The 21,419-nt window shown below is 42.5% G+C and carries 19 protein-coding genes and 1 pseudogene; 11 read left to right on the top strand and 9 right to left on the bottom strand.

All coding sequences use genetic code 11. The annotated features are described in order from the left end of the window. Nucleotides 1–176: 176 nt before the first annotated feature. Together L1611_RS20910 and L1611_RS06300 are read left to right on the top strand one after the other, a co-directional pair. Nucleotides 177–938 (top strand): annotated as a pseudogene (locus tag L1611_RS20910) (L-serine ammonia-lyase, iron-sulfur-dependent, subunit alpha); the annotation flags it as partial. A gap of 118 nt (nt 939–1,056) precedes the next feature. Continuing rightward, nucleotides 1,057–1,362, top strand: a complete 306-nt coding sequence (locus tag L1611_RS06300; RefSeq protein ID WP_236312253.1) for an iron-sulfur cluster biosynthesis family protein — start codon at nt 1,057–1,059, stop codon at nt 1,360–1,362. A 153-nt stretch (nt 1,363–1,515) separates the two neighbouring features. On the opposite strand, the gene L1611_RS06295 is transcribed toward L1611_RS06300, so the two are convergent. Beyond that, complete coding sequence (locus L1611_RS06295) at nt 1,516–1,695, bottom strand: hypothetical protein (RefSeq protein WP_225065776.1); 180 nt, start codon at nt 1,693–1,695, stop codon at nt 1,516–1,518. A gap of 229 nt (nt 1,696–1,924) precedes the next feature. On the opposite strand from L1611_RS06295, the gene L1611_RS06290 reads away from it, so the two are divergent. Beyond that, nucleotides 1,925–2,398 carry a GNAT family N-acetyltransferase gene (locus L1611_RS06290; protein ID WP_236312252.1) on the top strand — a complete coding sequence of 158 codons (474 nt, stop codon included), beginning with the start codon at nt 1,925–1,927 and terminating at the stop codon, nt 2,396–2,398. 271 nt (nt 2,399–2,669) lie between these two features. On the opposite strand, the gene L1611_RS06285 is transcribed toward L1611_RS06290, so the two are convergent. Beyond that, entirely contained in the window at nt 2,670–4,331 is a 1,662-nt protein-coding gene (locus L1611_RS06285; RefSeq protein ID WP_236312251.1) for an alpha-glucosidase, read from the bottom strand. Between the two features lie 181 nt (nt 4,332–4,512). On the opposite strand from L1611_RS06285, the gene L1611_RS06280 reads away from it, so the two are divergent. Further along, nucleotides 4,513–6,258: a DUF2339 domain-containing protein gene (locus tag L1611_RS06280; protein WP_236312250.1), complete on the top strand. Its 1,746-nt coding sequence runs from the start codon at nt 4,513–4,515 to the stop codon at nt 6,256–6,258. A gap of 369 nt (nt 6,259–6,627) precedes the next feature. Beyond that, nucleotides 6,628–8,073 (top strand): amidase, encoded by a 1,446-nt coding sequence (locus L1611_RS06275; protein WP_236312249.1) that lies wholly within the window; start codon nt 6,628–6,630, stop codon nt 8,071–8,073. A 261-nt stretch (nt 8,074–8,334) separates the two neighbouring features. Here L1611_RS06275 and L1611_RS06270 read toward each other — a convergent pair whose 3' ends face one another. The 3 genes from L1611_RS06270 to L1611_RS06260 all read right to left on the bottom strand — a co-directional run bounded on the left by L1611_RS06270 (nt 8,335) and on the right by L1611_RS06260 (nt 9,720). Beyond that, nucleotides 8,335–8,493: a hypothetical protein gene (locus tag L1611_RS06270; RefSeq protein WP_236312248.1), complete on the bottom strand. Its 159-nt coding sequence runs from the start codon at nt 8,491–8,493 to the stop codon at nt 8,335–8,337. Between the two features lie 56 nt (nt 8,494–8,549). After that, nucleotides 8,550–9,383: an arylamine N-acetyltransferase gene (locus L1611_RS06265; protein WP_236312247.1), complete on the bottom strand. Its 834-nt coding sequence runs from the start codon at nt 9,381–9,383 to the stop codon at nt 8,550–8,552. A 64-nt stretch (nt 9,384–9,447) separates the two neighbouring features. Next, nucleotides 9,448–9,720 carry an SRPBCC family protein gene (locus L1611_RS06260; RefSeq protein WP_236312246.1) on the bottom strand — a complete coding sequence of 91 codons (273 nt, stop codon included), beginning with the start codon at nt 9,718–9,720 and terminating at the stop codon, nt 9,448–9,450. A gap of 792 nt (nt 9,721–10,512) precedes the next feature. On the opposite strand from L1611_RS06260, the gene L1611_RS06255 reads away from it, so the two are divergent. Genes L1611_RS06255 through L1611_RS06245 form a run of 3 tightly spaced genes read left to right on the top strand, consistent with a single transcriptional unit; the run spans nt 10,513 to nt 14,055 of the window. Further along, nucleotides 10,513–11,265 carry a DeoR/GlpR family DNA-binding transcription regulator gene (locus L1611_RS06255; protein ID WP_236312245.1) on the top strand — a complete coding sequence of 251 codons (753 nt, stop codon included), beginning with the start codon at nt 10,513–10,515 and terminating at the stop codon, nt 11,263–11,265. Then, the gene (pfkB, locus tag L1611_RS06250; RefSeq protein ID WP_236312244.1) at nt 11,262–12,185 is read left to right on the top strand and encodes a 1-phosphofructokinase; all 924 of its coding nucleotides are present in this window, start codon (nt 11,262–11,264) and stop codon (nt 12,183–12,185) included. Before L1611_RS06255 ends, pfkB begins: the two co-directional genes overlap by 4 nt. 1 nt (nt 12,186) lies before the next feature. Next, the gene (locus L1611_RS06245; protein WP_236312243.1) at nt 12,187–14,055 is read left to right on the top strand and encodes a PTS fructose transporter subunit IIABC; all 1,869 of its coding nucleotides are present in this window, start codon (nt 12,187–12,189) and stop codon (nt 14,053–14,055) included. Nucleotides 14,056–14,116: 61 nt separating this feature from the next. Here L1611_RS06245 and L1611_RS06240 read toward each other — a convergent pair whose 3' ends face one another. The 3 genes from L1611_RS06240 to L1611_RS06230 all read right to left on the bottom strand — a co-directional run bounded on the left by L1611_RS06240 (nt 14,117) and on the right by L1611_RS06230 (nt 16,933). Continuing rightward, the gene (locus L1611_RS06240) at nt 14,117–14,377 is read right to left on the bottom strand and encodes an atypical membrane-integrating protein (Mistic protein) (RefSeq protein ID WP_236312242.1); all 261 of its coding nucleotides are present in this window, start codon (nt 14,375–14,377) and stop codon (nt 14,117–14,119) included. Between the two features lie 227 nt (nt 14,378–14,604). Next, nucleotides 14,605–14,805, bottom strand: a complete 201-nt coding sequence (locus L1611_RS06235; protein ID WP_236312241.1) for an alpha/beta-type small acid-soluble spore protein — start codon at nt 14,803–14,805, stop codon at nt 14,605–14,607. Nucleotides 14,806–14,920: 115 nt separating this feature from the next. Further along, nucleotides 14,921–16,933: a molybdopterin-containing oxidoreductase family protein gene (locus L1611_RS06230; RefSeq protein WP_236312240.1), complete on the bottom strand. Its 2,013-nt coding sequence runs from the start codon at nt 16,931–16,933 to the stop codon at nt 14,921–14,923. 147 nt (nt 16,934–17,080) lie between these two features. On the opposite strand from L1611_RS06230, the gene L1611_RS06225 reads away from it, so the two are divergent. Further along, nucleotides 17,081–17,446 (top strand): VOC family protein, encoded by a 366-nt coding sequence (locus L1611_RS06225; RefSeq protein ID WP_236312239.1) that lies wholly within the window; start codon nt 17,081–17,083, stop codon nt 17,444–17,446. Between the two features lie 281 nt (nt 17,447–17,727). On the opposite strand, the gene L1611_RS06220 is transcribed toward L1611_RS06225, so the two are convergent. After that, complete coding sequence (locus L1611_RS06220; protein ID WP_236312238.1) at nt 17,728–18,822, bottom strand: citrate synthase/methylcitrate synthase; 1,095 nt, start codon at nt 18,820–18,822, stop codon at nt 17,728–17,730. Nucleotides 18,823–18,940: 118 nt separating this feature from the next. On the opposite strand from L1611_RS06220, the gene L1611_RS06215 reads away from it, so the two are divergent. Both L1611_RS06215 and L1611_RS06210 read left to right on the top strand, forming a co-directional pair. Then, the gene (locus tag L1611_RS06215; RefSeq protein ID WP_236312237.1) at nt 18,941–19,825 is read left to right on the top strand and encodes a LysR family transcriptional regulator; all 885 of its coding nucleotides are present in this window, start codon (nt 18,941–18,943) and stop codon (nt 19,823–19,825) included. A 139-nt stretch (nt 19,826–19,964) separates the two neighbouring features. Beyond that, entirely contained in the window at nt 19,965–21,182 is a 1,218-nt protein-coding gene (locus L1611_RS06210; protein ID WP_236312236.1) for an MFS transporter, read from the top strand. The last annotated feature ends 237 nt before the right edge of the window (nt 21,183–21,419 follow it).

Genomic DNA, 21,419 nt, shown 5'->3' with positions numbered 1-21,419 from the left:
TCATCCCAATGTTGCCATCCTAAAGGTGAAACTCGGATCCCGGAAAATGGTCGTCGGTGGTGCTTCAATTGGAGGCGGGTTGCCAAAATTTTTCGGATCAATGATGTAAAAGTCGATTTGTCCATCAGCAGTCATGATGATTTGGTCCGTATATGGGATGTTAGGAGGTGAGAGGTATGGATATCCAATCAACAGCAGCCTTGATTGATTTTTGTGAACGTGAACATAAGACGATTGCAGAAGCGATGATCGCTCAGGAGCAAATAAAATCAGGTAGATCCAAGCAATAGATTTTCGATAGGACGAAGGAACGCTTGATCAAAATGCAGCATGCAGTAACAGAAGGTTTGAATGACGCATCCGAAGCACCGAGTGAAATCTCAGGCGGTGATGCAGTGAAAATGAAGGCGTATATTGAAGCTGGGGATGTCCTGTCTGGTTCGATCATCAGCGATGCGTTGGCTTGCTCGATGGCGACATCTGAAAGTAATGCCCGGATGGAAGTGATCGTTGCTACACCAACCGGTAGGAATTTTACCAGGTGTATTGTTTTCCCTTCATAAAAACATAGAAGTAGAGCTTGAAGGGATTGTTTACAGCCAGTATGCACGGCTATATCATCGCTAATCGATCGTTCATATCAGGAGCTGCAGGCGTCTGCCAGGCAGAAGTAGGATCAGCTACGGCAATGGCTGCAGGTACGATCGTCGAGCTGAAAGGTGGTTCGCAGCGCCAAGCGGTCCATGCAACAGCTATGGCTATAAAATCCCTGCTCGGACTCGACCGTGACCCAGTTGCTGGATTGGTTGAAGTACCTTGCATCAAACGGAATGTGGTCGGGACATCCATTGCCTTTTCTTCAGCAGGCTGGTGTAGAAAGCCGGATACCATGTGACGAAGTGATTGATACGATGTATGATATAGGTAGAAGCATGCCGTGAACTTTGAAAGAGACGGCATTAGGTGGCTTGGCGATCACACCGACTGGTCAAAGGTGAAAGAGCGGTTGTTCTCAAAATCCGGTTTTATCGAATCAGCTGGGAGGAGGAAATGAAGATGCACCTCAAAATAACGGAAATGGCGCTCCACGAACTGAAAAGGTTGAAGCTGGCAACAGATAAAATCCTGCGTATCGATGCTGAAATGCAAGGTGGGTGCGGGACGATGATAAAGTTCAAGCTGATTGAAGACGATTCAAGGAAAAGTGATTCAGTCATTCGTGCAGAAGGACTCGAGTTCTATATCGATCACTTCACAAAAAGGAATTTGGATGAGGAACTGACTTTGGATTTTCATCCAGAATCAGGTTTTGTGTTCGAATCCGAATGGGGTCCGATGGGGCTTGAATGTCATCTTGCTTAAATCGCCCGCAGTGTCGGGTGGTTTTACGTGCAGGTCTATTTTACTAAGTTGTAAAACAATCGATGAATTTTGCAAAACAGTTGAAAACGCCATTGAAATACCTATGGAAACCAAAAAAGTACTGGCCCGATTCGAGCCAGTACTTCAGTATCTTTATTGCATTTGGTTCGTTGCTTGGTTGGCTTGTGTGTTACCGCCCATGCCACCCATGTTGGATAAACCAGGGATGACGTTCTGCAGTTGACCAGCCTGTCCAGTCATCATGCTATAAGCAGCAGCACCAATACCTACAGACGCGATTACAGGCAACCAGTTAACATTTCTTCTGTTCATTTTGTAAATACCTCCCTTACTAAAGTGAACGAAAGACATACTTATTTTGTTCTTCACGATCCATAACATGTTAGTAGAACAATTCCATTTTTACATGTAAAAAGCATAAGGATGATAAATTAGGATGAGAGTACCTGGGTATCATAAAAAAAGCCAGGAGAAAAGCGGAAGGGCCGTTTAAAAAGTATGAAACAAATGATAAGGCTACAAATGATTAGGGGAATGAAAGATGATCAAACTAATACCAAATACAAGAACCATGATGAAAATAGAACTTGAAATCATGAACTCGAACCAGCAATATAACCTTTGGGCAGCCGATAAAATAAAGTTGGAAGAGGCAGATATTATAAAAGAACATGACGAAAGTGAAAAATTAGGATCAAATCGATGGTTTATCCAATATGAAGAAAATATTGTTGGGCTCATCGATTATTTGCCTAAGAATAAAAAAGATGGAATGCCCTGGATTGGATTGTTCGTCCTACATGGAAACTTTCATGGGAAAGGTTTAGCAACACCGGTTTACGATGTTTTAGAAAAGAAATTGAAAAGCTATGGGCATGACGAAATTCGACTAGCGGTATTAGAAAAAAATATACCTGGCATTCTTTTTTGGGAGAGGCAAGGCTTTGAAAAATACAGTGATGGTGAGTTGGATGGTAGGAAGATCGGACGATGGCGAAAGGAATTGACGAAATGACTGAGCTCGAGCGTGATATGCATTCCTACAGCTGGAAACTAATCGGTCATAAGGAAAACGGCGTGAATAACGGAGGAATTTATCATTTGGCAGTTACTAAATGAAATTCCATCTGTTTGGAAGCCGGAATCAATAAGGAAATAAAGAGTGCTGCCCCAAAACAATCGTCTCAGATACCACCAATACAGCATTTTACGCCAAAACCATGCTTTCTCAAAATGTTGTTAAGAACGATGAGGGTCAAACACTCTGGACAGCCCCCTTTTTTACATTAATACAGATAAACTCGTGCTTCGTAAGGCTTCAACGATACAACATGATAGCTTTCATCGATTTCACTGTAGTTGGTAAGAACTAGTTCTTTGTTAGACCCAGCCTCTATCTCGTTAAAATCGAATTCTGCTTCATTCCTGCATAAATTGGTTATGATCAGAGTAGTCTGTTTCCCATAGGTACGGGTATATACGTATAGTTGCGGATGCTCCGGAAGCAACAAATCATAGTTGCCATAAACGAGCACTTCGTTTTCTTTGCGGAGACAGATTAATTTCTTATAATAGGCCAAAATCGATTCAGGATCATTCAGCTGGGCTTGAACATTGATTTTTTTATAGTTAGGATTGACGCCCATCCATGGTTTCGAGGCTGAAAAACCTGCAAACTCGTGGTCATTCCACTGCATTGGCGTGCGGGAGTTATCACGGCCCTGCGTCCAGATGACTTCCATCAATTCCTCTTGGGTTCTTCCTTCTTGGATCCCTCCTTCATAAAAGTTCAACATCCCGACATCATTGTAATACTCAATAGAAGGGAACTTCACATTGGTCATCCCGATTTCTTGTCCTTGATAGATATATGGTGTCCCGTGCATTAGGAAGTAACAGGTAGCCAATGCCTTTGCAGACTCCTTATGGAAGTTTTGATCGTCACCGAAACGGGATACCGACCGTGTCTGATCGTGATTTTCCAGATACAGTGCATTCCATCCGCGGTCTTCCAATCCCTTTTGCCACTCAGTCAAGATCCTTTTAAAATTGATCAGGTCGAACGAGGTATCGGTTCCTTTCCCCCAGAGCCCCATATGTTCAAATTGGAAGATCATATCGAAGTACCCTTTTTCTTCACTGACCCAATCCTCAGCATCGTCAATATTGACACCATTCGCTTCGCCTACAGTCATGATATCGTATCGATCAAATGTCTTTCGCTTCAATTCTTTCAAGAAAACATCGATTCCTTCCCGGTTCATATGACCTTCGAAGGAAGGAACATATTTTTTACCTTCCGGGTTCGGCATATCCGGGAAGTCAGGAACTTTTTTTATATGACTGATCGCATCGACTCTGAATCCATCAATCCCTTTATCCAGCCACCAACTGATCATTTCATACACTTCTTCACGTACTTTCGGATTCTCCCAGTTCAGATCGGGCTGCTTCACATCGAATATATGCATGTAATACTCATCTGTCTTTTCGTCATATTTCCATGCAGACCCGCCGAAAATCGATTCCCAATTGTTTGGTTCCCGGCCATTTTTACCAGGGCGCCAAATATAGTAATCCCGATAAGGATTATCTTTGGATTTGCGGGATTCGATGAACCAGGCATGCTCATCCGAAGTATGGTTGACGACCAGGTCCATGATCAACTTCATTCCATGTTTATGGGTTTCTGCCAACAAGCGATCAAAATCGTCCATCGTGCCGAATTCATCCATGATAGCCTTGTAATCGCTTATATCATAACCGTTATCAGCGTTAGGAGATTGATAGATCGGGGATATCCAGATGACATCGATACCGAGATCTCTCAGGTAATCCAACTCTGAAATCACACCTTGAATGTCGCCGATCCCATCGCCATTGCTGTCTTTAAAACTTCGTGGATAGATCTGATACACGACGCTTTCTTTCCACCATTTTTTAGCCATTTACATTTCTCTCCTCTATTACCAGCACGTATTCTTTATCTACTGTCTTTATTAGTGCAATCGTTTGCATCGTTTGCTATCCTAATGATACATCTTTCCTTTTTGTATTGCAATGACTTCAGAATGGATAAAAAATTACCGTAATAAAAAAGAGGAGGAATCATACAATTTGTGGAAATAGATGAAAGTTGGAAAGTTCAGGGATTTTTACAGAATTGAAGGTGAGCAGATGTCTGGGGAACAAAGAATAAAAGAATTAGAAGAACGTGTAAGTAAACTCGAGCTACAATTTGAAAAAATGCAGAAAAACAATGCATATGATCGTCAAATCGAAGTCAAACCAATTCCTGGTGATACATGGAAAGCACAGCCCGCAGAAAACTCCCGGATGGCTGGTGAAGATATTCCACCATGGGAACCGCCTAAAGAACCGGTTGATTGGGAACGGATTATCGGTCAAATCTGGCTGCCGAGAATATTCATTTTTGTACTGCTGTTAGGATTCATCTGGGGGTTCAAAGCCGCTTCGGAAGTCGGAATAATAAATGAAGGTGTACGTTGTGCCATTGGGTTCGTTGCAGGGATTGCTTTGATTTTCTTGGGTGAATTTCAGATAAGGAAGGATAGGAAGGCACTAGGACAGGTGCTTTTAGGTGGATCCGTAACTGTTTTTGTTGTATCGACATTCGCCTCCCATGTCTTGTATGGATTCATTGGACTGGGTTTCGCATTCTGCATGAACCTTATTTGGACTGGACTTGGAATCATCTATGCGATCAGGCATCGATCTGAGGTTCTCGCTGTGCTTGCAACAATCGGCGGTTACTTCATACCTTTCTTGTTAAACAGTGATACGGCAAACACATGGTTTTTCGTGAGCTATGAGGGGATCTTTTCGATCATCATGCTTGGATTCGCATTATGGAAGAAGTATGCGAAATTGCATGTTGTCGCCATGATTCTCTTGCCTGTCGTACTCATGCTTTATAATTTGTTTGTGATTCTGCCGGTATATCCAACCGCAAAAGGCGATCTTGAAATACTGAGTTATGGTATGCTTTTACAGCATTTGTTTTTATTAAGTGCATTTCTGCGTTGCATAGTGTACCCGAAAGTTCAGCAGTCTGTCTTGTTTATCAGTTTTCTCGCGACAATCGGGTTCATGTATCAAGGGTTCGACCAAAGCAAATGTGTTATGGTCCTGCTTGGAATCACCCTAGTATATGCGATCGTTTACGGCTATGTCCAGTTCAAAAAGATCGCTGATACAAGTACAGTTGTTTTTCCAATTCTTCTCCTAAGTTTGTTGTTTTATTACATGGAGGTATTTACAGGACATGAACTTGGAATTGTATTGTTGCTTCAAGGTACAGCAGCCATCTATATCGGGTTGACGAATAAACTGAAACCGCAGCTTTGGAGCGGTACCTTTGTTTATATCATCGGATTATTACATACGATAACCGTTCAAATTGAACAACTGAACTCAGCTCCGATGTACAGTTGGACGATTCTTGTCACTACATTATGGTTGTTGACGTACCTTTCAAAAAGGGAAAATAAGGTCGTACCGAACGAGTCAAGGAGACTATTATTCGGTTCGACGGCTATCGCTCTCCTGGCGTATATCAGTCAATTAAGCTATGTGTTCACGAAGTATGAATCCATCAACACCCAATTCCTGACGATGACCATATGTTGGATCGTCTACGCGGTATGTGGAATCGCTTATGGCGTTATCCGGAACAATCAGGCAGTCCGGATCGTAGGGATCATATTGATCTTCTTATCCCTCGGAAAATTGATTTTCATTGACTTGCCGAATGTATCCATTGTCGTACGTGCTATTCTATTCGTAATTGTCGGTGCAACTGGGGTTGTCATTTCACGATTCTTCTACACAAAAGACAAAAGTGATTCTGCTTGAAAAATCTTTCCTGTCTCTATACTGGAGGGATTTTTAGAAGTGAACAGAATAATCTCAGAAGTGAACAGAATAACCTCGGAAGTGAACAGAATAATCTCAGAAGTGAACAGAATAATCTCAGAAGTGAACAGAATAATCTCAGAAGTGAACAGAATTACCTCGGAAGTGAACAGAATAAACTCGGAAGTGAACAGAATTACCTCAAGGATGAACAGAATAATTCTGTTGGTGGCCATACACGAAATTCTAATCACGATTCTTCGTGTCTGAATAGAGGAATGTTCCCCAGCCTTCACGTATATATCCATAATGACATTGTTTCACATCATGATAGTTATCTATTAAAAAGGTGTAAAGGGTGGGATTCCTATGACGATCTTGGATATGGATGCGTCAGAAATAGCTGCTCGCATAAAGGAAGGGAAAATAACCTCTGAACTGGCCGTTGAAACGTATATCAAGCACATCGAAGCAATCAATCCAAAATTGAATTGTATGACAGAGGATCGGTTTGATGCTTCACGGAAAGAAGCACGGCAATCAGATGTATTGCTGAAAGAAGGACATGCAAATGGGAAGTTGTTTGGTGTTCCGGTAAGTATCAAGGAATCTTTCAATGTGGAAGGGATGAAAACGACTGGGGGCCTTGTACATCGTAAGGATTTTGTAGCGAAAGACGATGCTGAAGTCGTCCGTCTTTTAAAAAAAGAAGGGGCAATCGTCCTTGGAAAGACCAATACGCCATCATTATGTTTCTATCAAGAAACGGAGAACCCTGTGTATGGACGGACGAATAATCCATGGGATTTAGAAGCGACTGCTGGAGGCTCAAGCGGTGGAGAAGGCTCCTTGATGGGAGCTGGTGGAGCTGCAGTCGGTCTTGGGGCGGACATTGGTGGCTCCATCAGGTTCCCTTGCCACTTTAACGGAGTGGTCGGTTTCAAATCAGGGAATGATCAGGTATCACAAGAAGGTAATTATCCCTATGTCGAGTTTGAAGAACAGAAACGGATGCTTGGGATCGGAGCAATGGGGAAAAGCGTCCGGGATACCCGGCTCATCAATTCCATCATCTCAATAAAACAACCGATCACGGTTGATCTAAGTTCGTTCGAGCTTGTTGTCCCTCAGTTCTACTCATGTCCTTTAGGGGTCCAAACGGGCAGGCTCGTCCGTACGATAAAAGAGGATTTTGAGCAAGATTTCTCCATTCAGTTGGATGAGCCTCCATTTTTCAATGAGTCGTCGCTCATATGGCAGCAGTTGATGTCACTAGATGGGGCAAAAGCATTAAGAAAACATTTGATGGTCAATGATAAACAACCAAGTGTATATGTTGAGTTCCTGAAATCGAAGTACTCCCGATCAGATATTCACACCTTCTTGTCGTGGGCAATGATCGGAGCGCGATTATTCAGGCCATCCGGTAAAAGATTGAAGACTCTCAGGGAGATTTTGAGAAAAGGGGATGATCGGCTTCAAACATATCTTGATCATCGTCTGATTGTCATACCGGTCTATCATTCGCCAGCCCCGCCACATGGACAGTTATATAAAGAACTCTTTTCATTCTCAAAAACGTTCCTCCGCTATATGCCATATATCGCTTATGGAAACACATGGGGCCTGCCTTCATTAACTGTCCCGGTCGGTGAAACCTCAAAAGGTCTGCCGATATCGGTCCAAGTAATGAGCCGTGTCGGGAATGAAGCGGCATTGTTCGAATTTGGTGAACTACTGGAAAATAAGTATAGAGGTTATAGGCGATGTGACCAGCATGATGTGATTAAAAAGGAACAAGAGACAGCCATCTAGCAAAAAAATACTGACCCTTCGTTGAACCCGCTTTATTGAACTGGGCACATTTGGGGTCAGTTCTTTGTTTCACGGCAGACTTAAAATATCCTTACAACAATTGATCGAGGTTTCAGTGGATTTGACCAGTCTGTAATCTCCTTTTTCTTTCCTGATTTTCAAAGTAACTTGGAATAAGGAGTAGGCAGCTTCATACTCGCCTTCTTCAAACTTGTACTTCCCATAATGTTGATAAAGAAAGTCTCTATAAGGTTCATATTGTTATCGGTCGTGATGGAGCCGTTTGATCAACTCAATTGATCCTAACTGATTAACAATATGGTGGACCCCTTTTCTCATTTCTTTTTCATTTATAGGTTTTTCCCGTAAATCCTTATCGAATGTGAATTCCATGTCATAAGATGTACAATCCTCAACCATTGGATGTTCCCCCTTCACACATTTGGAAAACAGATGAACCAACTTTCGTGTCCTTATCAATCTTTGAAAATCTTCACACCCCGCTCTTCTAAAAAAGCGACAGCGTTTAGTGATACGTCTTCTTCAATACCAAATACCTGATACACATTGGATGCCCAGCTTCCTCGATCGGTAAACTTCGATACCTCTTTCGTGTATTCGTTTTTCCTTGTGATCGTCTCATTGTTCAAGTAATAACAATACCTTGGTTTGAAGATGGTTGCACTCAGCCTTCTCATTACGATATTGTCGGGTTCATCCATGTGGGAGTGTTCGATATCGGCTGTAAAATTTTCCAAAGAGAGGGGAGTCCACTCGATTTCTTTTTTTACGAATGATTTGCCGTCAGCATGTCTGTCTATTTCAAATAAGGAGGGAGCGATTTTTTTTATGAAAATTTCTTCACCTAACTTTTTGATCTGCAACCTTCCTTCCTCCGGTAATTTTATAGGAGAAAAGAGAGGAGAACCGTATCCCACGTCGACGTAGTAGTCTTGGTCATCAAAGCAGACCATGATTGCGACATGGCCTTTCCTTACCCGAACTAGTGAGGAGTTGTACCCAAGAGACTTCAGAAGCTTTGCGAAATGGATGTTCAGTGGATAGCAGGTGCCTCCCCAGCCGATTCTTGCCCGCATGACAAATGCCTCTGTATCATATATGTACCGCATACCCATATCATTTTTCATATAATGATATTTGCTGAAATTCTCGTAAGGGATCGTATGTAAATGAGATCGGATCAATGTCCTCAACAAAGCTAAATCCAAGTGAGAGACGTCTTTTACTTTTAAAATATCCATATATTGTTTTATCGTATCTATGGAAAGGGGATGTTGAGACGTGTTCACGACAACCTCCTTAATATGCGTGATCTTGATGTCGCAGGATATATTTGTTGAAAGGCAAACAGTCTTATGCTGTGACCTTTGCTTCTGACTCTGCCATTTCCTTCAATCTAGTCATTTGTTTGTGGAGGATACTCTTGGTCAGCCACCCGAACAAGAAGCCCATGATCTTAGTGAACGTATTGGCAGTATCCATTTCCGCCCGATAATCCAGACGTGTACCTTGTATGGTTTTTGAGAGTTGATAATACGCATTTACTATAAAACTTTGATTACCGATTTTGACAGCGATCATATTAGGACGATCATAAGCAAGCACTTCACCGTCATATTCCACCACGCGCCTACCTCCTATAATCTTCTGTTTGAACTGTGAGCCAACAGGGTTTTTCCGGATCATAGTCACCAACATATTTGGTTTCCTGTAAACCTTCCATCCAGATCATTTGCTTTCCATTGTCACTGATACAGTCGAAGCCCGTTTCTTTGGTGCTTGGATTTCAAGCGTATAGGTGAAAGTGCTCAAATTAAACCCTCCTTTTTCCCTTCTCAATCTATTTCTACAATAATGGAATGAATCCTTTCTTGTCCATTCATTTTTAAAGTTTGGATACAATGGACACCCATCTACGAATCAGCAGTATCCAATTTTGGACCTCACCCGGGATAATGTGAATTTAGTGGAGTGAATCTTTATTCGACCAAACCGGGCCTAAAAAACATGTCCTGAACGTGGTGATTCTCATGGAAACGAATGAAAGTGTATCAAGTTAAAAATAATAGTCCGTAATGAGGGTTTATTTTATACGTTAAAAAAGCCGTGTAACTTTTCAACGATGTAGCTAACCGACGTTGCAGAAAAGTTTACGAACGAAGTATAAGTGGGCTAACGCTAAGCCTTCGCCAAGGCATGGCAAAGCCCGAGTTTTTTTTATTCATTTTTCCGAATGATTTTTTCTGCTTCTAAAAAAATATCGTCCAAACAAACAAGAAATGACCTTTATCGCAACCATTATACGGTTCGTTTCACCACCTCATGAACTAGTAAATGATTCCTTTTGAATGAAAATGATTGAAAATGATTGAAATATGATAGAAAATGATTTACCTTTATATAAAAGGTGGTGTGAAAGTGCTTACAACGAAGCGGCATGAAATCATTTTAGCCTTATTGAAAAAACGGAAAACAGCATCTATACATGAGCTCAGTGAGCATACGGGCGCTTCCATCTCTACGATCCGTCGTGACCTTGAAAAACTGGAGCAGGAAGAAAAGCTCAAACGAGTCCATGGCGGTGCTTCACAAATTACGAATAATCGATATGAACCAGAATTAGAGGAGAAGCAAGGTCTCAATGAACCAGCAAAAGCTGAAATCGGAAAAGCAGCTGCAGAATTGATTGAGGAGGGAGATTGCCTCTTCATCGATGCTGGGACTACTACCCAACAAATCTTGCCGCATTTAGAAGATAAAAATGTCGTAGTGGTGACGAACGCCTATCATTTTGTCACCACGCTATTAGGGTTAGGAGTGGAAGTCTATCTGACTGGTGGACGGGCAAAAGCGAAAACCGGAGCTCTTATAGGTGTCCAGGCAGAGGAAACCCTCCAGTCTTTCCGGTTCGATAAAAGTTTCATCGGGATGAATGGCATCCATGCCAAACACGGGTATACGACCCCGGATCCGGAAGAAGCACGGGTCAAGCGACTCGCGATGGATCTGTCAAAGCGAGCATTTGTCCTCATGGATGATTCGAAATTCCAACAGGTGTCATTCTCTAAAGTAGGAGACATCCGGGATGCAGAAATCATCACCAACAGGGAAGAGGATTCAATTTTAAGTGAAATCCAAAAAACAACAAGAGTGAAAGTGGTGAAAATATGATTTATACAGTTACGCTCAATCCCTCGTTGGATTATATCGTCGGGCTTGAGGATTTGGAGCTCGGAAAGGTCAACAGGGCCGGAGAAACCTATAAATTCCCTGGTGGTAAAGGCATCAACGTATCCAGGGTGCTCAAACGATTGGGACATTCATCGTGCGCACTCGGATTTATCGGGGGCTTTACCGGTGATTTCATTCAATCGGCAATCGAAATGGAAGAGATCGAGACAGATTTTGTAGTGGTGGACGGTGATTCACGCATCAATGTGAAAGTCAGAGCAGATCTTGAAACTGAAATCAATGGTCCATCGCCTGGCATCGACCCTCAACACCTGGATTTGCTTAAAAAGAAGTTCAGCTCAATTCGTGAAAATGATGTGGTCATATTGGCAGGAAGCTTGCCTGAGAATCTGGAGCCTTCCTATTACAGAGAACTGATTGAATTGGTGCCAGAAGGAGCAAGGGTCATCGTTGATACAAAAGGGGTTCCATTGAATCAGGCTATCTTGGCAAGACCGTTTTTGATCAAACCGAATCATCATGAACTAGGCGACTTATTCAATGTCGAAATCATAACAAGTGACGAGGCGGAGAAATATGCACGAAAGCTGGTGGATAAAGGTGCTGAACATGTCATCGTTTCGATGGCGGGCAATGGCGCTCTCCTCGTTACAAGCGAAGGAAGCTATACGTGTAATGTGCCAAAAGGGAAAGTAGTGAATTCCGTCGGTGCAGGAGATTCAGTTGTTGCAGGTTTCGTTTCCAGCTACTTGAACCACGGAAACATTCTCGAAGCTTTCCAGTATGGTGTTGCTGCTGGAAGTGCGTCAGCTTTCTCACTTGAATTTTGTACGAAAAAGGAAGTAGAAGAGCTGTTCCAAACCATCCAAGTCCGTGAATTCGAAAAAGGAGGAGAATAACATGGCTGTATCTGATTTGTTGTCAAAAGTACTGTTGAACCTAAAGGCGATAAGTAAAAATGACGTGATTGACGAACTAGCTATTGCATTACATCAAGCTGGAAAGATTTCTGATCTGAATGTTTTCAAAGAAGCGATATTAAAACGGGAAATGGAAAGCACTACCGGTATTGGGGAAGGGATAGCCATTCCGCATGCTAAAAGTCGTGCCGTAAATGAACCGAGCATCGTATTCGGACGGTCAGCAGAAGGTCTGGATTATGAAGCACTTGACGGACAACCAAGTCACTTGTTCTTCATGATTGCGGTGCCTGAAGGGGCGAACAATGAGCATCTTGAGGCATTGTCGAAGTTATCCACTTACCTGATGGATCCTGGATTCAAGGAGACGCTGTTGAAAGCAGAGACCGAAGAAGATGTAGTATCTGCATTCAAGGTGAAAGAGCAAGAGGAAGGCGATGTTGACACGGAAGACACCGATCAAGCCCCTGTTGAAGAAACTGTGTCCCGTAAACGAATCGTCGCTGTTACGGCTTGTCCAACCGGTATTGCTCACACCTTCATGGCTGCTGATCATTTGAAAGCAAAGGCGAAAGAGCTCGGTTACGACATCAAGGTGCAGACGAATGGGTCAAGCGGTGTCAAAAATAAACTTACGAAAGAAGACATCGAGGAAGCGGATGGTGTAATCGTTGCCGCAAGTACGAAAGTCGACCTTGAACCATTTGTCGGGAAACCTCTCGTTCAAGCCCCTGTGACCGATGGAATCCGTGAACCAGAACGCCTTTTGAAAAAAGCAGCAGAAGGGGAAGCAGCTGTTTACGAGGGCGACTCATCTTCAGGCCGAAAAGGGGATGACTCAGAAGCGGCCAATGGCAGAAGCGGTTTTTACAAGCACTTGATGAACGGGGTTTCGAACATGCTTCCTCTCGTCGTCGGCGGAGGAATATTGATTGCTTTATCATTCCTTATTGATATTGATGGGAATAACCCTATTTCTCAATTGTTCATGACAATAGGTGGAGACAATGCGTTTTTCCTGCTTGTCCCAGTGTTATCAGGATTCATCGCAATGAGTATTGCGGATCGTCCCGGCTTGGCGCCTGGTCTTGTCGGTGGTCTGATGGCCGCTAATGGAGGCGCTGGATTTCTAGGCGGACTGATTTCCGGTTTTCTAGCCGGTTATGCCGTTGTACTCTTGAAAAAAGCATTCCGAAACTTGCCTCAATCACTTGAAGGCTTGAAACCGGTATTACTGTATCCGTTATTCGGAATCTTGATCACTGGTGTAGTGATGAGTTTCATTGTTGGACCGCTTGGAGGGTTCAATGAGTGGTTGAAAGACGCTCTCAGCAGCTTAGGGACAGGTAATGCTGTCCTGCTCGGTGTAATCATCGGAGGGATGATGGCCATTGACATGGGTGGTCCGATCAATAAGGCTGCCTATACATTCGGCATTGCCCTTGTGGAAGCAGGAAACTATGGGCCGATGGCCGCAATTATGGCGGGTGGTATGGTTCCCCCTCTTGGTATGGCCATTGCTACAACCATCTTTAAAAACCGATTCAACAGACAAGAACGTGAAGCAGGAAAAACTGCATATATTCTTGGAGTCTCATTCATAACAGAAGCCGCAATCCCGTTTGCTGCGGCAGATCCGGTAAGGGTGATTTCAGCTTCCATTGCTGGTTCTGCATTAGCCGGCGGACTTTCGATGCTGTTTGGAAACGCTACACCTGCACCACACGGCGGTTTGTTCGTCATCTTGACGGTTAATAATGCAATCCTTTATATCGTAGCTATTTTAGCAGGTGCATTACTGACAGCATTCCTGACCGGCATTATGAAAAAAACAAAAACGATACAATAAGCAAATGTCATTTAAGATGATCCTGAAACCAGGGTCATCTTTTATTGAAAAAAATAGATGTTCAGTCTCCATCCTCTTCATTTTCTTGTGCAGATAACCATGACAGGGCTTCCCTGATAAGATTGTTCATTTTTTTATGGATGAAGTCCTCACCGTATTTTTCCTTTGCTTCTTCTAATTCGTTCAATACCTTATCATCAAGTCGAATGATCGGCTTATCTTCCTCCAGTTCATTGAAGAGTTCGATGATCGCATCTAAACCTTCTGACATTTTATCGATTGAACGGCTGAACTCATTATATTCCCGTTTTATCGCTTTCATGGAATTCCCTCCGATGTATAAAAATGGCTGGTTGGTCTTAGTGTTGATTCTATTAAATTCACTCTATTTTATTGCTTTGGATCCGCAGTATCCTCGCTCGTTCCTCGCTATGGGGACTCCGGTTCATTTATCCGCAGAAGTATCGCGAGTTCGACTTGAAAAATTTTCGATATTCAAGAACAAATAAAAAGCACCCAGCATGAAGCTGGATGCTCTTCCCGGGGTGATTATCTCATACCGCCCATTGATTGTTGAGCCATTTGTACTAGACGCTTCGTAATTTCTCCACCAACAGAACCGTTAGCGCGTGAAGTTGTGTCTGGCCCAAGTTGTACACCGAATTCTCCAGCAATTTCGCTCTTCATAGCGTCGATTGCTGCTCTTGCACCTTGAACTACCAATTGGTTGTTATTTCCTTGTTGTGCCATTTGAACTCCTCCTTCAATTGACGTTCTGGATTGTTAAAAGGTAATTATGTACCTTTCAATCTAAGTATTTGAGAAATTACAAAAATCATTCAAGGAAATTAATGGTAAAAAAACTTCAGGCTTTTTTTATGCCTACAAAGCAGTTGAAAAATGTCGCTCCTCCCCCAATATCAGATAAGCCATCCGGGGTAAGGTGGTTGATGGAGTACCGTTCTTTTTCTTCATCATCCCACCATAAACCTTGGGTGATCAATACACCTTCCGATACATCCTCAGTAATCTCTGCTTGTAAGTGGACAGTGCCTAACTCATTAAATACCTCGACAAAATCCCCAGTTTGAAGATTACGATCTTCTGCATCTGAGGGATGAATATAGACGACTGGTTTTTCAAGAGCTTGTAGGCTATCCAGGTTTGAAAAGATCGAATTAAGAAACTGATGGTTCGGCCCTGATATCAACTGTAAAGGATAATCTCGTTTCTCATCCTTTTCCATGTTGAACAATTGATCATCAGCAGGAGAAGAAAGTTCAATTCTTCCAGATGATGTCGGGATTTTTTCTGGAAAAGTCGTCTCCTTTTCCAGTTTCAATTTCACCCAGCCATCTCTTTTCAACTGGTCTAAGGTGAGACCACTCAAGTATGGACTTCCAGGGTTGTCCAAAGCGTCACGGATCATATCTTCTTCCGTATCTTGAAAGCATTGTTCTGTGAAGCCCATTCCCGCAGCCATCTCTTTGAAAAGAGTGAAATTCGATTTGCATTCACCTATCGGATCCATGACCGGTTCGTTCAATTGCACATAAAGATGCCAATAGGATTTATAAAGATCCAAATTCTCAAAATGACTAGTGGCAGGAAGGACGATATCGGCATAACGACAGCTATCCGTAGGAAATAAATCGTGGACAACGGTAAATAAATCGTCTCTCATCAACCCCTTACGGACCAGTTTCTGGTTGGGAGCTACTTGGGCTGGATTGCTGTTATAGATGAACAAAGCTTTGATTGGATCATCCTTTTCCTGAAGCGCCATCCCAATTTGATTCATATTGGTAGACCGTACATCAGAATCAGGATGCATGTCAGGCCTTTGTACCTTCTGCATATTCCATTCAGCATAACGGCTGTTCCCTTTCAAAGCACCCCCGCCAGTTTTCCCCCATTGCCCTGTCAGTGCAGGCAGACACGTAATCAACCGAGTGATCCTCCCGCCATTTTTTTGATGTTGAAGTCCGTTGCCGATGCGGATGAAGGACGGTGAAATCGTTCCATACATTTGGGCAAGTTCCATCAATTGCTCTTCATGCAAGCCTGTCAGTCCCGCAACTTTGTCTGGTGGATATTCCATTGCCCGTTCCTTCAAACTTTCAAAGCCATTCGTATATTGATCGAGGAACTTCTCGTCAATCCAATCATTCTTTATGATGATATGCATAATTCCAAGGGCAAGAATATCATCTGATCCTGGTTTGATTTGATAAAAGTGGTCTGCCCACTTCGCCGTCCGGTTCCGATGTATGTCGACAACGACGATTTTAGCGCCTTTTTTCCGTGCTTTATTCGCATAGATGACCTGATGAAGATTTGTACTGATCAGGTTGCATCCCCAAATGACGATCAATTTTGAGTGGACCGTCTCTTCAGGGTCGATCCCGACTGCTTTTCCCATTGTGATCTGATACCCTTCTGAACCAGCGGTATTGCAGATGGTACGCTCAAGTTTCCGTGCACCGAGACGATAGAAGAAGCGCCGGTCCATGCCTTCGCTGTTGATGATCCCCATATTCCCATAAAAACTGTATGGAAGGATTGCTTCAGAACCATATTCTTCCATAATCGCTTTAAACCGTGAAATGATTTCTTCATACGCTTCGTCCCAAGTTATACGTTCAAAAGATAAACCACCTTTTTTACCAATCCGTTTCATAGGGTGGAGGAGCCGTTCAGGATGATGAGTGCGTTCGGGCATCTTTCGTACTTTATGGCAAATCATCCCTTTTGTGACAGGGTGATCCGGATTCCCATCTACTTTCGTTATTTTCCCATTTTCCTTTTCTACCAGAAGACTGCAAGTATCAGGGCAGTCAAGCGGGCAGACGGATCGATGATAGGTTTTCGTAGTCATGTATGTGCTCCTTCCTGAATGTGAACGTGATTTTATAAAGATTAACACTTTTATTAAAAAATATTAAGAGTTTAGCAGGAAGTTGTTATGTCGATGTCTAATATTTATAACGAACATATGTTCTAATACTATTCAGGAGGGTTCAAGATGAATCGAGTCGTACACTTTGAAATGCAAGTTCCTCATCCAGAAAAGTCAGTCGAATTTTTTAAAAATGTATTCGGTTGGCGTGTTGAGAAATGGGAAGGTCCGGAAGATTACTGGCTTATCCATACCGGAGAAGAAGCGGACGGGATTGATGGGGGCTTGATGAAATCCCCGGATGGTGAAACTCGGACTGTCAATATCATCCAAGTGGAATCAGTAGATGACTATTCCTCGAAAATCGAAGGTGAGGGAGGAGAAATCGTCTTACCGAAGATGCCAATCCCTGGAGTGGGTTATGTGGCATACGCCCATGATGTTAACGGCTTTCTTTTCGGCTTTATGCATGATGATCCAGAGGCGAAATAACCAAGGAGGAAAGGCAATAGCCTTTAATGTGAGGGACCTACTTATGAAACAGACGTTTAGTTCTTAGAGGCCATCTATTCCGTTAATTACGGAAAAAATGCGTAATTGCAAAAAATAGAGGACAGATATTCTGTTATTCAGGTAAATAGCTGCTGATTTTTAACGGATTACCAGTTAAGGCCTCTGGTGTCCTCTATTTTTGTAAAGTATAGCGTTGTAGAACAGATAAGGCTCTGGTATCCACTTAACTTGACTATGGAAATTTAAGGATCCAGCCCTTCTTAGATTTGCTTCGGCATTTGTCCTATATATAAAGATGATGGACGGATGATCCTGTTATTTTCGTTTTGCTCAAAGACATTTGCAATCCATCCGACGACCCGGCTCATGGTAAACGTCGGGGTGAAAAGAGCTGTCGGCAAGGCCAGGGCTTTCAATATTGCTGCGGCATAGAATTCCACATTCGTATATAGCTTTCTTCCTGGCTTATACTCCCCAAGAAGGTTGATCGCAATTTTTTCGACTTGGTTGGCAAGATCGAACCAGGGATCGTCTGCTGAAAGATTTGACGTGATTTCTTTGAGAGCCCTTGCACGAGGGTCCTCCGTTTTATATACCCTGTGGCCGAATCCCATCAGTTTTTCATCATTATCAAGCAATTGCCTTAAATGATTCTCTGCATTTTCTACGGTACCGATGTTCTGCAGAAGTTCGATGACGCCAGAAGGTGCTCCTCCATGAAGGGGGCCTTTCATTGCTCCGATCGCACCCGCTACAGCTGAAACCAAATCCGACTCTGTCGATGAGATGACCCTTGCAGCAAAGGTAGAAGCGTTCATGCCATGCTCCATCGTCAACACCAGGTATGCAGTCAATGCTTTGACATGGGAATACTTCGGTTCATAGCCATCTAACATGTAGAGGTAGTTGGCAACATGACCAAGTTTCGTATCAGGTTTTACAGGATCCAAACCATTCAAACAACGTTGACGATAAGCAATGATTGTAGGAATGATGGAGGTGATTTTAATGGCCTGTTCAATGGTTGATGGCCAACCGAAGTCATCGTTTCCTTTAGATGATAAAACCGTTCTGATGACGCTCATCATATCCATATCCACAGGTAGATTTTGGAGGATGGTTTCATCTGCATCACTCAAGAATCGACATTGTTTCATTGTTCCTTGAAAGTCTGAAAGCTTTTCATCTGTTGGAAAATGCCCATTCCAGAGCAGATAGGCGACTTCTTCAAAATTTTTTGTTTTAGCGATTTCTTCTGCCCAATGCCCTCGGTATACCAATAATCCTTCTTCACCATCCACTAAGCTGATCGTGGACTGAGCTACGGTGATGCCGTCTAATCCTTCTTTAATCATTAAGGACACTCCTTTAGTAAACATTTCTTAATATTAGTTTAAGATGATTTTATGATTATTACTAATAAACAATTAGGTTATAATTGATTATGAATCATAATGAATGGAGTGGATATGGATGCATATAAGATGGTTGCAGACTTTCGTCATTGCAGCGAAATATGAAAACTACAGGTTGGCTTCAGAAAAGTTGTTCATTGCCCAACCTACGGTCACAGTCCATATTCAACATCTTGAAGAAGCATTAGGCTGTAAATTGTTCAAGAAAAATGGAAGGAACATTTCTCTGACTGAGTCCGGAAAGCATTTTCTCCCGTATGCTCAGCAGATATTAGACTCCTATAATGGGGGATTGGAATCCTTATCAAACTGGCAGCAAGGCTATGAAAGAAAGTTGACCATAGCCGTTTCACCATTAATTGCCGCGTCAATCCTATCTTATGTCATAAAAGCATTCATGAAGGAACATCCGCATATTGAAGTAGGAATACAAGTCGCTGAATCGAATGAAATAAGTTCGCTTGTCTATGAACAGAAAGCGGACTTAGGCATATCCAGGATGAGCGCGATCCATCCAGGACTAGAATGTAAAGCACTCTATAAAGATCCCATCATTGCCGTATCAGCACATGATGGTGGAGACAGTGAAACAAGTCCGCCGATAGAGTTGAAAGAATTGCTTCGTAACGATGTGCTTCTTACCCATAACCATCCGTTGTACTGGGATGATTTGATATCAAGAATCAGGATGATCGAACCTGCCGTCAGGACGATGTCAGTCACACAAGTAAATGTTACGAAACGTTTTATCGAGGAAGGGATCGGCTTTTCGTTTTTACCGCAATCAACCGTCAAGAGGGAACTTTTGGAAGGAAGGATCCTGGAAGTGCATGCGGGAATGCTGGAACTTCCAGTAGCATATACGTATCTGATACAAAAGGAAACCACGGAAGAAATGGAACGATTCATCACCTTCATAAACCAATATCATTTCGGATCATAAAACGTGGAGGGATGTCAATGGTGCAGATTCGGAGAGAATAAAAAAGGTGCAATTTCACGTGAACCGTTTTATAATATATACATATATTTAGAGACTCGAAATACTTTCATTTCGATCATGCGAGAGGGGATAGACGACCGTGTGGAAAAACCGTAATTTTTTATTGCTCATGTTCGGTTTAGCGGTTTCAAGTACAGGACTCTGGGTAGGGATCATCGGTAACCTTGAGTTCTTACAAAAGAATGTTGGATCATCATTTTTACAGGCACTTATCATCTTGTCAGGATTTCTGGTAGGAATTTTCCTTGCTCCGTTGGCTGGTCGGGTAATCGATCGGAGTGTCAAACGAAACATTTTGATCTATGCGGGGATCGCCAGATGTATCGCGATATTGTTCATGTACCTGGCGATCGCAACAAATTCGGTATGGTGGATGTTGATTTATACGTTTATCATTGGAATTTCGGGTACATTTTCGAATCCGGCCATGCAAACCATGATCCCTTTGATTGTACCAAAAGAGCAGCTACTTGACGCGAACAGTGTGAACGTAAACATATTTACTGGTGCAAGGATTGTCGGTACTGCCCTTGGAGGGCTCATGCTCGTTGGAATGTCGCTCTTTTCCCTGTATACCGTCACACTTATATCCTATGTACTTTTGTTGATCGGCACCTATTTCATCAAAGTGGATGAAGAACCGAGGAAAGTGAATAAGAAAGATAAGAAAGAGAACTTCATCAGTACATTGCGTGAATTGTACCCGATCGTACGGAAACAACCGATGGTGGTCTATGGCATCTTTCTGTTGATGCCTGCGTTCCTGTTTTTGGCTGGATTTAACTTGATTGTTATCGAAATCAGTGAGCTGCAAGACAATCCAGGCATTAAAGGGATCCTTTATACGGTAGAAGGGCTATGTGTATTTGTGGGAACATTCCTGGCAGGGAAATTTTTTAAAGAAAATCCGAAGCTCACCTATATGTTTGCCATCACTTTTATTATTGCAACTGCACAGACCACATTGTTCCTGGCTGATCATCCGATAATGTCGATCTTTTCCTTCGGGTTATTCGGGTTAGCAGCTGGAACACTCTTTCCTGTGGTCACGACCATTTTCCAAACGGATGTGCCATCTGACTATCATGGCCGGTTCTTTTCGATCAAAGGGATGGTTGATAACATCGTATTCCAAGCATTGATGCTATTGACCGGCTTGTTTCTTGATACGATCGGATTCAAATACATGGTCATAGCATTTGGCGTCACTTCATTCCTATTTGTGATCATCATTCTAGTACGTCACCTGACAATTGCAGCACGAAAGAAAGAGAAGGCTGTCGCTTTACCAAGATAAATGTCGAACGATTGTGAGATGCAAAAATGTTTTTTTGCATCTTCTTTTTATGCTTAAAAAGTGTTGATTTTAAAAGGATTCTCAGCTCATTTACCTATATTATTTGAAAATACCTTGAATGTTTGTTTGGTTAATTTTATAATATTTTTAAAATAATTCAAAAAGTTCGAAAATTCGAACATTTGATAAGCAAATCAAGTTGGGTTATGAATACACCTCCATGGTGACCGATTTTCC

This window comes from Pseudalkalibacillus salsuginis (assembly GCF_021646685.1).
GTDB classification, from domain to species: domain Bacteria; phylum Bacillota; class Bacilli; order Bacillales; family Fictibacillaceae; genus Pseudalkalibacillus; species Pseudalkalibacillus salsuginis.
The sequence above is the reverse complement of the archived record's forward strand: the minus strand, read 5'-3'. Positions and strand labels throughout refer to the sequence as shown.